The organism is Aeromonas sp. ASNIH8, from assembly GCF_002919855.1.
Taxonomy (GTDB): Bacteria; Pseudomonadota; Gammaproteobacteria; order Enterobacterales; family Aeromonadaceae; genus Aeromonas; species Aeromonas caviae.
The window spans coordinates 1-10918 of the sequence record NZ_PQLN01000119.1; the positions used below are offsets into that span (position 1 = coordinate 1).

13 protein-coding genes and 2 pseudogenes are annotated in these 10918 nt (G+C 64.1%); 9 read left to right on the forward strand and 6 right to left on the reverse strand.

All coding sequences use genetic code 11. From position 1 onward, the window contains the following. Window positions 1-178 precede the first annotated feature (178 nt). Complete coding sequence (locus tag C3418_RS20790; protein WP_103859191.1) at window positions 179-637, reverse strand: N-acetyltransferase; 459 nt, start codon at window positions 635-637, stop codon at window positions 179-181. 181 nt (window positions 638-818) lie between these two features. Further along, window positions 819-1472 carry a tellurite resistance TerB family protein gene (locus C3418_RS20795; RefSeq protein WP_103859192.1) on the reverse strand — a complete coding sequence of 218 codons (654 nt, stop codon included), beginning with the start codon at window positions 1470-1472 and terminating at the stop codon, window positions 819-821. A 63-nt stretch (window positions 1473-1535) separates the two neighbouring features. Here C3418_RS20795 and C3418_RS20800 point away from each other — a divergent pair, with 63 nt between their 5' ends. The 5 genes from C3418_RS20800 to C3418_RS20820 all read left to right on the forward strand — a co-directional run bounded on the left by C3418_RS20800 (window position 1536) and on the right by C3418_RS20820 (window position 3932). Then, window positions 1536-2384: a DMT family transporter gene (locus C3418_RS20800; RefSeq protein ID WP_042649743.1), complete on the forward strand. Its 849-nt coding sequence runs from the start codon at window positions 1536-1538 to the stop codon at window positions 2382-2384. Continuing rightward, window positions 2384-2683, forward strand: coding sequence for a hypothetical protein (locus C3418_RS20805; RefSeq protein WP_043130107.1), 300 nt, complete (start codon window positions 2384-2386; stop codon window positions 2681-2683). Before C3418_RS20800 ends, C3418_RS20805 begins: the two co-directional genes overlap by 1 nt. Before the next feature lie 14 nt (window positions 2684-2697). Further along, window positions 2698-3168 (forward strand): acyl-CoA thioesterase, encoded by a 471-nt coding sequence (locus C3418_RS20810; RefSeq protein ID WP_041207030.1) that lies wholly within the window; start codon window positions 2698-2700, stop codon window positions 3166-3168. Window positions 3169-3253: 85 nt separating this feature from the next. Continuing rightward, the gene (gene rsmS / locus C3418_RS20815) at window positions 3254-3409 is read left to right on the forward strand and encodes a pleiotropic regulatory protein RsmS (RefSeq protein ID WP_081805738.1); all 156 of its coding nucleotides are present in this window, start codon (window positions 3254-3256) and stop codon (window positions 3407-3409) included. Between the two features lie 55 nt (window positions 3410-3464). Beyond that, a complete protein-coding gene (locus tag C3418_RS20820) occupies window positions 3465-3932 on the forward strand; it encodes a GyrI-like domain-containing protein (protein ID WP_103859193.1) in 468 nt (155 codons plus the stop codon). Window positions 3933-4003: 71 nt separating this feature from the next. Here the strand turns inward: C3418_RS20820 and C3418_RS20825 are convergent, their stop codons facing one another. Further along, window positions 4004-4861 (reverse strand): LysR family transcriptional regulator, encoded by an 858-nt coding sequence (locus C3418_RS20825; RefSeq protein WP_103859196.1) that lies wholly within the window; start codon window positions 4859-4861, stop codon window positions 4004-4006. 121 nt (window positions 4862-4982) lie between these two features. On the opposite strand from C3418_RS20825, the gene C3418_RS20830 reads away from it, so the two are divergent. Both C3418_RS20830 and C3418_RS20835 read left to right on the forward strand, forming a co-directional pair. Next, entirely contained in the window at window positions 4983-5486 is a 504-nt protein-coding gene (locus C3418_RS20830; protein ID WP_374755712.1) for a nucleoside deaminase, read from the forward strand. Then, a complete protein-coding gene (locus tag C3418_RS20835; protein ID WP_103859195.1) occupies window positions 5479-6717 on the forward strand; it encodes a cyanate transporter in 1239 nt (412 codons plus the stop codon). Before C3418_RS20830 ends, C3418_RS20835 begins: the two co-directional genes overlap by 8 nt. 43 nt (window positions 6718-6760) lie before the next feature. Here C3418_RS20835 and rluF read toward each other — a convergent pair whose 3' ends face one another. Further along, window positions 6761-7768, reverse strand: a complete 1008-nt coding sequence (gene rluF, locus C3418_RS20840; protein WP_042650626.1) for a 23S rRNA pseudouridine(2604) synthase RluF — start codon at window positions 7766-7768, stop codon at window positions 6761-6763. 569 nt (window positions 7769-8337) lie between these two features. On the opposite strand from rluF, the gene gdhA reads away from it, so the two are divergent. Further along, the gene (gene gdhA / locus C3418_RS20845) at window positions 8338-9690 is read left to right on the forward strand and encodes an NADP-specific glutamate dehydrogenase (protein WP_042650625.1); all 1353 of its coding nucleotides are present in this window, start codon (window positions 8338-8340) and stop codon (window positions 9688-9690) included. A 186-nt stretch (window positions 9691-9876) separates the two neighbouring features. Next, window positions 9877-10080 carry a DUF3955 domain-containing protein gene (locus tag C3418_RS20850; RefSeq protein WP_042650624.1) on the forward strand — a complete coding sequence of 68 codons (204 nt, stop codon included), beginning with the start codon at window positions 9877-9879 and terminating at the stop codon, window positions 10078-10080. A gap of 25 nt (window positions 10081-10105) precedes the next feature. On the opposite strand, the pseudogene C3418_RS20855 reads toward C3418_RS20850, so the two are convergent. Next, window positions 10106-10473 (reverse strand): annotated as a pseudogene (locus tag C3418_RS20855) (VOC family protein). A 115-nt stretch (window positions 10474-10588) separates the two neighbouring features. Next, window positions 10589-10777 (reverse strand): annotated as a pseudogene (locus C3418_RS20860) (hypothetical protein); the annotation flags it as partial. Window positions 10778-10918 lie beyond the last annotated feature (141 nt).

A 10918-nucleotide genomic window follows, 5' to 3' on the forward strand; every position in this document is an offset into this window, starting at 1 on the left:
CCGAGCCAGCATGTCGCCAGATGCCTCAACAACATCGTTCAGATCGTTTGCAATAGACATAAAAAATCCGGAACCAGTGATTGGTTCCGGATTGTCCTACAGCAGAAGGATCGGTCAATGGATCCTTAACTGATCAGCATTGCCCATAATGGGGCCTTGTTTATTCACCGGTGTCGGGCTATCTGGCGTACGTTTCAGACTGCCGGGTAAAGCCAAGGGATTCGTAAAGCGACCTGGCCCTGTCATTGAATGACATCACCTCCAGCCGGATCTGGCTTGCATCATGGGCCTTGGCCCAGCCATCACAATGGGCGATCAGTGCCTTGCCTATGCCACGGGATCTGTGGTGCTCATCCACCACCACAGTCGTGATCCGACAGACGGGCAGTTTGGTAAGAAACGGAATGGCTTCATTGATATCGATTCGGGCAGTCAGAAACCCCGCTACCACCCCCTCCACCACGGCGACACAAAACAGTCGCCCCTCGCTCTGGATGGCGTCCAGCAGAAACGCCCGCTGCCGTGAAGAGGGAGGGCAGAACACCTCGGGAGCCTGCTCGAAGTGGATCTGCCCTATCTGCCGATCCAGCTCGACAATGGCGTAGAGATCCTGCTCGGTTGCCTTGCGTATTTCCAATGGGTGCTCCTTGCATTTGGCTGACGAACTGACCCCAAGGCCTGGGGAAGGGTTCATCATAGGAGGAGTCGGCACCAAGGTGAAGCGCCGAATGTATCCATTCAGGATGGCCAAACGGATGGCAACAAACCACAAGGCCCCGTGACGGGGCCTTGTGAACAATCCTGATGGCAGCACGGGCTCAACCCGGCGCACCCAGCTGGGCGACCTGGCGTTCTATGCTGGTTTTCAGATTGTCATCGAGCTTCAAGGCCCGGGCCAGCTCGTCGAGATAGCCGCGTTCCATGAAGTGATCCACCTCGACGGCGAGCAGGGAGGCGAGATAGACCTCGGTGGCCTGCTCCATGTCGGTGACCTCACGGGCCAGCGCTTGCGGATCCAGCGGGCGGGCCAGCTCGGCGTCAATCCAGCGAGCGGTATCGGATTGGCCCTGCTCGGTCAGGTACTGCTGGAGCTTCAGCCGCTCGGCGTCATCGATATGACCGTCGGCCCGGGCCGCGGCCACCATGGCGCGCACCAGCAAGCTGGCTCGGGCATCCAGTTCGGCGCCCGCCAGCTCGTTGAGGGGATGGGGCGGGCCGGCCGCTGGCGCACTCTGGTTCTGCTGCCAGTCCTGATAGAGCTTGTAGGCCAGACCGCCGAGGGCGGCCGCCCCGCCCACCGCCGCCACCTTGGTGCCGTATTTGCGTATATTCTTGTTGCCAAGCAGCAGCGCCATGGCTCCGGCGGCCAGCCCCCCTTGGGCCATGCCTTTCATCTGGGCCTTGCGCGTGTCACCACCATCGTTGAGCCAGCCCTTGCCAGCTCCCATCAATTGCTCCAGTATCTGTTTCATGGGGCCTCCTCATTTGCATGAAATACCATGCTGTGCCGCGCCCACTGAACTCAAGGTGAATGGATGCCACTGCCCCGCCTGTTGCTGCTGACCCTGCTGACGCTCACTGCGTTCGCTGCCAATTCGGTACTCTGCCGCCTCGCCCTGTTCGAAGAGCGGATGGATCCGGCCCTGTTTACCCTGCTGCGGCTGACCAGCGGCGCCCTGATGCTGATCCTGTTGTGCCGGGTTCGCCACCAGTCGCCGCGCCAGGGAGACTGGGGGGGTGCCCTCGCGCTCATCGCCTATGGCGCCGCCTTCTCGTTCGCCTATCTCACCCTGACCACGGGAACCGGTGCCCTGCTGCTGTTTGCCGCCGTCCAGCTCAGCATGCTGGCACCGCCCCTGCTGCGCGGAGAGTCCCTGCCACTGCGCCAGTGGGCTGGCCTGCTGCTCGCCATGGCAGGGCTGGTATTGCTGTTGCTGCCCGGCATCCGGGCGCCGGATCCCCTGGGGGCGGCCCTGATGATAGGCGCCGGCATCGCCTGGGCCTGCTATACCCTGCGGGCCTCACGCTTTGCCGATCCCATCGCCGCCAATGCCGGTCACTTCCTGCGGGCCAGCCTGCCGGCGGCGCTGCTCTACCTGCTGCTTGGCCGGCTTGAGGCCAGCCCGGCGGCCATTGGCTACGCCCTGGCCTCGGGGGCCCTCGCCTCCGGCCTTGGGTATGCGCTCTGGTATCTGGTGCTGCCCCAACTGGGACGCACCCTGGCCGCCAGCGTCCAGCTGCTGGTGCCCCTGCTTGCGGCGCTGGCCGGGATCATCTGGTTGGATGAGTCCTGGTCGCTGCGGTTGTTATTGTCATCACTGGGCATTCTGGGGGGCATAGCCCTGGTCATAACAGGACGCCCCCCACAAGGAGACAAAGCATGATGAAGATGGTCATACTGTTGCTCGCCAGCAGCCTGTCGAGCGGCCTGCTCGCCATAGAGCAGGATCGGGAAACCCATCAAGCCGGGCTTGATCGGGCCTGTTCCGACGCCCAGCAACTGCTGATCGTGCAGGGCCGACAGCAGCGCATCGACACCTGTATCAAGGAGGGGGGCAAAACGACCCGCTGCCAGCAGGAGTTTGCCAGCTTCGGCCAGCGCGAGGGCAACAAGCGCCCCGATTTTTCCAAGGTGCCCGCCTGCCAGCAGGCCGAGGCCTATCGCAAGAGTTACCGGCAATAAGCCGAGGAGAGAGCATGATCCCACCCCGCGAACTGACCCTGCAATTTCTGGCCGAACCGGCCGACGTCAACTTCGGAGGCAAGGTCCATGGCGGCATGGTGATGAAGTGGATCGATCAGGCCGGCTACGCCTGCGCCGCCGGCTGGTGTGGCGGCTATGCCGTCACCGTCTATGTGGGGGGCATCCGTTTTTTACGCCCCATCCAGATAGGCCAGCTGGTGGAGGTGCACGCCAAGGTGATCCACACCGGCACCACCAGCATGCACCTGGCGGTAGACGTCTACAGCCGCCACCCCACTGACCCTGCGCGCCACAAGACCACCCACTGCATCATCATCTTCGTGGCCATGGACGAGCACGGCAAACCGAGTCCTGTGCCCCAATGGCAGCCGGTGAGCGAGCAGGATCTGCAGTTGCAGCAGTACGCCAGGAAGCTGATGACCCTGCGCGAGGAGCTCGACAAGGAGATGCGCCAGCACATGTGACACCCGTCAAACCCAGGCAGCCGAGGCGTGTCTTCGCCGCCCGGGGCGCTATAATGGCGACCACGCTGCCCCATGAGAAACCAAGATGTCACTGGAAACTGCACCGCCCGAGGTCAAACTCGCGGTGGATCTGATAGAACTGCTGGAAACCAACCAGATTGCCCCGGATCTCGTCCTGGCAGCGCTCGCCATCGTTCGCCAGGACTATGAGCGCAAGCGTGAGGAAGGCCGGGCGCACTGACGCTTTCACCTCGACCCTGTCCCTTCAACCCTTCTCCTACAACCCAGGAGGCACCATGTCAGACCCCGTTCGCTTCGAAACCGGCAACGCCATGCTGCTTGGCGGCCTGCGTCGCCATCACGACTTCCAGCACGGCGACTTCGGTGGCCAGTGGCGTGACTTCAGCGCCCTTGGTCCCCTGCCGGGTCAGCTGGGGGAGCACGCCTACGGCGTCATCTGCGGCGCAACTGCCACGCAATGCGAGTATATGTGCGCGGTGGAGGTCGCCGCCCTGGAGGTGCTCCCCCCCGGGCTTGGCCGGATGCGCATCGCCCCCCAGACCTATGCGGTCTTTCGCCATCTGGGCCATGTGGATGCCCTGCCGCACACCTGGCAGCAGGCGCTGGACTGGCTGGCACACTCGGACTATGAGTCCGCCCACAAGCCGGACTTTGAGCGCTACGGCGACAAATTTGACCCAAAGAGCGGCTGTGGGGAGGTGGAAGTCTGGCTCGCCGTGGTACCGAGGCAAGCCCTGGCCTGAGGGGCTGAGACGAAAGCGGCCTTCGCAGGGCACGTCTCAACACGGCAATGTTTGGCGCCGCGCTGCCCTGCTCAACGCGGTACGATTGCCTCCTCCCCCATTACCTCGTCACACAGGGTGATCAGGGCCTCGCACAGCCGGGCGAGGGGCTCACTGCCCCCGGCCCCCAGGTGCAGGGCCAGCTCCACCGGGCGCACCGACGGCCAGTGTGTCAGTTCAACCTGATCGGGCTGCAGCAATCGGGTGGGCAACAGGCTCACCCCTATGCCCGCGCTCACCGCCCCCTGCAGGCTGGCGAGGCTGGCACTCACGTAGGCGATGCGCCAGGGGATCCCCCTGGCATCCAGGGCGTCGGTTATCTGGCGCCGATAGAGGCCTTCGCTCGGAAACACCACCAGGGGAACAGGATCCCGCTCCCCCGCGGGCCAGTCGCGGCTGTCGACCCAGGCGAGCGGCTCGCGCCAGCGGGCGATGGGCTCCCCCTGCCCCCGCCCCTGCTTGATCAGCGCCAGATCCAGCTCCCCCGCCTCGAAGGCCTGCCACAGGGCGTGGCTGAGATCGCTTTGCACCTCCAGCCTCACCTCGGGGTATTGCCGGGCGAAGGCCGCCAGCACCGCCGTCATGGCACCGGCGGCGAAATCCTCCGGCACCCCGAGGCGCAGGGGCAGGCTCGCCTCCCCCACCCGATCTCCCGCCTGGGCCAGCAGCCCCAGGATGCGGCGCGCCAGCCCGAGCAGGGTCTCCCCCTGGGCCGTGGTCACCACCTGGCGGCCGGATCTGTCGAGCAGCGGGCAACCGAGCTGCTGCTCGAGGCGGCGCATCTGCTGGCTGATGGTGGACTGGGTCAGATGCATCCGCTCGCCGGCTCGGGTGAAGCTGCCGGTCTCGACGATGGCGACAAAGCTCTGCAGCAGGTGGGGATCCAGCAAGGGTCGCTCCATGGGAGGGCTCCATTTATAAAATCACTGAAAGTCATTTTATCATTTAATTTCCAAATGACTTGCGGCCCCGTTAGGCTGCCGTCACTCCTCTCTTTTGCCAGGAAAATCCATGTCACAGCCCCCCCAGTCCGGAACACGCCCCGTCAACGCCCTCACCACCGTCTCGGCCCCCAGCCATCAGGGGTGGCTGGAACAGACCCTTCAGCTGGCACTGACCCACCGTCAGCAGGGGGGCCGCCCCTTCGCCGCCCTGCTGGTGCGAGACAATCAGCTGGTGGCGAGCGCCGTCAACCGTATGCTGGAGGCGGGGGATCCCACCCGCCACGCCGAGCTGGAGGCGCTGCGCACCGCCAGCCAACATGGGCCGCTCAAGGGAGCCGTGGTCTACGCCAGCGGCCACCCCTGCCCCATGTGCCTGTGCGCTCTGGTGATGAACGGCATCAGCGCCGTCTACTACGCCTTCGACAATGAAGACGCTGCCCCCTTCGGCTTTGACAGCAGCGCGGCTTACGCGGCGCTGCGGCTACCGCTCAGTCCGCCGCCCCTGCCATTGATCAAGCTGCCAAGCCCCATCCCTGCCGCCGCGCTCTACGGCCCCCAGTTCCATGATTAAGCGCCCGCTTCCCTCCGGCAGCGGCGCCCTGCTGGTGCTGGTGGTGCTCATTGGCATCAACCTGCGCCCCTTCCTCACCGCCATCGGCCCCCTGGCGGGGGAGATAGATGCCCAGCTGGCGCTCGGGATGGACAGGCTGGCCTGGGTCACCCTGCTGCCGCTGCTGCTGATCGGGGTCGGCGTGCTGCTCACCCCGGCCCTGATCGACAAGACCGGGCCACGCCCCCTGCTCGGCGCGGCCCTGTTGCTGCTGATGCTGGGCAGCGCCCTGCGCCTCGATCTCGCGAGCGGTACCCTGCTCATCGCCAGCGCCGCCCTGTGCGGGCTGGGGTCGGCCCTGGTGCAGGGGACACTGCCCGGCCTCATCAAGCGCGCCTTCGCGGGCAAGGTGCCTCTGGTGATGGGGATCTTCTCCGCCTGCATGATGGGGGGCGGGGCGCTCGGTGCCGTGCTCACCCCCAGGGTCGCCGTGCACCTCGACTGGTCCCGGGCGCTGGCCCTGTGGAGCCTGCCGGTGCTGCTGGCCCTGGTCTGGCTCGGCTGGCGGGTGCGCCTGCCCGCCGCCGCGCCGCACTCCCCCGTATCAGGGGAGCAGCGGCTGATCGCGCTGCCCCGCGCCTGGCTGCTGATCGCCTGCTTTGGCATCATCAACAGCGGCTACGGCATCGTCGTGGCCTGGCTGGCCCCCGCCTACCTGGCGCTGGGGTGGTGCCCCCAGCAGGGAGGCGAGCTGGTGGCCTGGCTGGCCCTGGCCCAGACCGTGAGCGGCCTGGGTCTGCCGCTGCTGGCGGCGCGCAAGTTGGACAGGCGCCCCTGGATGGGGCTCGCCATTGTGATGCAGGTGGCGGGCTTTGGCGGCCTCTGGCTCGCCCCAGAAGTCGCCCCCATCCTCTGGTGCCTGCTGTGCGGTGCAGGCCTTGGCGGCAGCTTCTCCCTCATCATGGTGATTGCGCTGGATCACCTGCCAGACCCCAGGCGCGCCGGCAGCCTCAGCGCCCTGATGCAGGGGTTTGGCTTCATCCTGGCGGCCACGGGCCCCTGGGTGGCAGCGCGCCTGCACCACTTGAGCGGCGACTTTGCCAGCGCCTGGCAGTGGCAGTTGGGGGAAGTGGCGCTGATGAGCCTGCTGGTACTGCGTCTGGATCCGCGCCACTACGCCCGCGTGATGCGACAGCCTGCGGCTCCTGTCAGCCAACGGGGCCAGACGGCACAAAGCAATACACCGGCCTAGGGCCGGTGTATTGAGCAAGTTGAAAAGCGAGTGACGGGGCGCCTTAGCGCCCCTTCTTCTGCCGTCCACCCTGGTTGGTGCGCGGTTTGCCCGCAGTGGCCGGCTTGCCCCCCTTGGCCGGGGCCCCCTTGCCAGCGGCGCCTTTAGCAGCTACTCCCTTGCCCACGCCGCCCTTGCCTGCGGGGCTCTTCTTCTCGAAGGCTTCCGGGCCCGGTACGTTGGGGCGCCCGCCAATCTCGTGATCGTCGTCCCGGCGCGGCTTCTTGCCCTGGGCCGCCTTGGCAACCGGCTTGTTGGCAGGCGCCGCCCCCTTGGCCGGTTTGGCCTCGGAGGAGGAGTCTTCAATCAGCTTGAACAGCTCGATCAGCTCGTCGTCGGTAAGGTCGCGCCACTCCCCCACCGGCAACCCCTTGAGGCTGACGTTCATGATGCGGATGCGCTCGAGCTTGGTTACCTCGAAGCCGAAGTGCTCACACATGCGGCGGATCTGGCGGTTCAGCCCCTGCACCAGCGTGATGCGGAACACGAAGGGGGCCTCTCGTTTCACCTTGCACTTCTTGGTGACGGCGCCGAGGATGGGCACCCCGGCCCCCATGCCCCGGATAAACTCGTCTGTCACCGGCTTGTCCACGGTCACCAGGTACTCTTTCTCGTGATCGTTGCCCGCCCGCAGGATCTTGTTCACCAGATCCCCGTGGTTGGTGAGGAAGATGAGGCCCTGGGAGTCCTTGTCGAGGCGCCCAATGGGGAAGATGCGGGTGCTGTGGTTGACGAAGTCGACGATGTTGTCCTTCTCCCCCGCCTCCGTGGTGGAGACGATGCCCACCGGCTTGTTCAGCACGATGAAGACCAGGCTGTCCGCCTCCCGCGCCTCTATCACCTGACCGTTGACCTTGACCAGATCCCCGGCAAACACCTGATCGCCGATCCCGGCCCGCTTGCCGTTGATGTAGACATGGCCCTGCTCGATGAAGCGATCGGCCTCGCGACGGGAGCAGATGCCGCTCTCGCTGATGTATTTGTTCAGGCGCATGGATTCATCGGCCAGCATGGGTCACCTGCCAGATAGTGGAGTTCAAAAGAAGTGTCGGCTCAGTCAGCCAGGTCATGGTCGGGTTAGTCTGCATACATGTCCATCTACAAAAAGAATCAACAAAAAAGAATCTACAAAAAGCGCCTGCAATCAGTCTCTTCAAAAGGGCAAGGCCGCCCTTTCTTCAAAAAAACGCCGCTACAGTAGCATATTGCGCCATCCCTTGCCCCGCCCCGTGCACCGGATCCTGCCATCCGCCCCACCTTACCCCTGCTCCCGCTCTTCTCTCCCCTGCCCAACCTGGAGCGACAAGCCAGCGGTCGCAGAGAGCGTCGAAGGATACCCATAGAGAGGGATGAACTAAAACTTGCTATTTATTGACTTTAAATGCATAAAAAGATTTTCGTCAGCGCGAATTATCACGTTCGTGTCGGCCATGTAGCGGCGTCACCGCCATCATTGTCGGCAATTACCGCCACGAAACAAATTTTTATCCGTATTCACTTTCACCGTCGAATATAAAGCGGGGTGCGGCGCCGATCCTTCTCTGGCAAGAGGCCAATTTCCCTTTATTACAGGAGTTACAGATGAGTCATTCCCTCTCTCAGGAGGCATTCCTGGCCCAGGTGGCCAGCCGCAACCCCCACCAACCCGAGTTCATCCAGGCGGTGAGTGAGGTCGTCGCCTCCATCTGGCCCTATGTGGAGCGTCACCCCCGCTACCTGCAACACGGCCTGCTGGAGCGGCTGGTGGAGCCCGAGCGCCTTGTGCAGTTTCGGGTGAGCTGGGTGGATGACCAGGGTCAGGTGCGGGTGAACCGTGGCTACCGCATCCAGCACAACAGCGCCATCGGTCCCTTCAAGGGAGGCATGCGCTTCCACCCCTCGGTGGATCTCTCGGTGCTCAAATTCCTCGCCTTCGAGCAGACCTTCAAGAATGCCCTCACCACCCTGCCCATGGGCGGCGGCAAGGGGGGCAGCGATTTCGATCCCAAGGGCAAGAGCGAGGGAGAGGTGATGCGCTTCTGCCAGGCGCTGATGCTGGAGCTCTATCGCCACCTCGGGGCCAACACCGACGTGCCGGCCGGTGACATCGGGGTCGGCGGGCGCGAAGTGAGCTACATGGCGGGCATGATGAAGAAGCTCACCAACAGCGCCGAGTGCGTCTTCACCGGCAAGGGACTCTCCTTTGGCGGCAGCCTCATTCGCCCGGAAGCCACCGGCTACGGCCTGCTCTACTTCGTCGAGGCCATGCTGGCCCATCGTGGCCAGTCCCTCGATGGCATGCGAGTCTCGGTGTCGGGCTCGGGCAACGTGGCCCAGTACGCCATCGAGAAGGCGATGGCGCTCGGCGCCTGTGTCATCACCGTCTCCGACTCCGGCGGCACCGTCTATGATCCCGACGGCTTCACCCCGGAGAAGCTGGCACGCCTGATGGAGCTTAAAAACGAGCAGCGCAAGCGAGTGGCGGATTACGCCCACGAGCTGGGGCTGGAGTTCTTCACCGGTCGTACCCCCTGGCACCTGGCGACCGACGTCGCCCTCCCCTGCGCTACCCAGAACGAGCTCGATGAATCGGACGCCGCCGCCCTGATCGCGAACGGCGTACAGCTGGTGGCCGAGGGGGCCAACATGCCCTCCAGCGCCGCCGCCATCCGCCTCTTCCACGACGCCAGGGTGCTGTTCGCACCAGGCAAGGCCGCCAACGCCGGTGGGGTTGCCACCTCGGGTCTCGAGATGAGCCAGAATGCCCAGCGCCTCTCCTGGACCCGGGAGGAGGTGGACGCCCGTCTCAAGGGGATCATGGCCAGCATCCACGCCACCTGTGTGCGCTACGGCCAGGTGGATCAGGATGACGGCCATGTGAACTACGAAAGCGGCGCCAACATCGCCGGCTTCGTCAAGGTGGCCGACGCCATGCTGGCGCAAGGGGTCTGCTAGTTCCCGCCACTCCCCGAAACGCCCCCAAAAGCAACAGGGCAGCCCATGGCTGCCCTGTTGTGTTAGATGCATCGCTGTCGCTTTCATCTGGGCGATCGCAGGTTGCATGCCCGGCGCCACTTCACGCCCACTTCACCCAGCCATGACACCCTCACCCCTCTTTCATGCGCGAACGAGGACAACGAGATGACAACGACCATAGGCGCCCTCCTGATCCTGGCCGGGCTCGGCTGCTTTGGGGCCTTCAACCTGCTTGGCACCACAGTGGATGCACAGGGATTCCTGCACGAGCCCTTTGCCCTGCTGCCCCTGGGCTATCTGCTGCTCTTCATCGGCATGGTGCTCACCTTGCGCCCTCTGCTGCGCAGACTCCTCGCCAAGGGGGAATAAACCCGTTGTGACGCGCCAGAGGTGCTCAGCGATAGCGGCTGATCTCGATAAGGTTCTGATCCGGGTCCAAGCAATAACCGATTCGATGGGGCCGCAGGCACCGCTTTTTGTCACCGGTCCCTCCACTATCTCGACCCCCTGGCTCGCGAGCTGGGCCATCACCTGATCCAGGGGCCAGCGGGTGATGAGGCAGAGATCCCCAGAGCCCACCTGAGCCCGGTTGCGCCGCTCCTCCCCCAGCAATTGCAGATTGATCTTCTGGTTGCCAAAGCGCAGGGCCCGGCGCCCCTCCCCGAAGGTGATGGGCTCCATCTTGAAGGCGCGGCTGTAAAACGCTACCGCCCGCTCGATGTCGCTCACCGTCAATACCAGATGGTCGATATGGCTGATCATGCATGCTCCCTGTGGTGGTGATCCCCACCCCATCATAACCAGTCCCCTTGGCAGAGACTGTGCCTTGGCACACATCCATTATCCCTAACCATTTCTTTTATCAGGGAAATACACCTTATCGCACGGCGGCGCAGGCCTTGTCTCGTTGGGCCAGCAGTGCTTCGTCCTCGCTCTCCATGGCCGCCAGAATGGCCTGATTGCAGGCCCGCTCCGCGAGCTTCGCCGGGCTCTGCTTGGCATCGGCGATCTCCGCAATCATGGGGCGATAGCCGACAGCAGCCGAGCAGTACATGGTGCGGTACTTAGCAGGGCGGGAGCACACTTTGTTGATATTTTAACCAAAGAATAACTGAGCCCGATAGTCGTCATTCCAGCCGGCTCTTTTTAGCTTGTTTCTCTGACTTCGAGCACCACAATTGCTCTGTTTTACGATATTCATTACGAT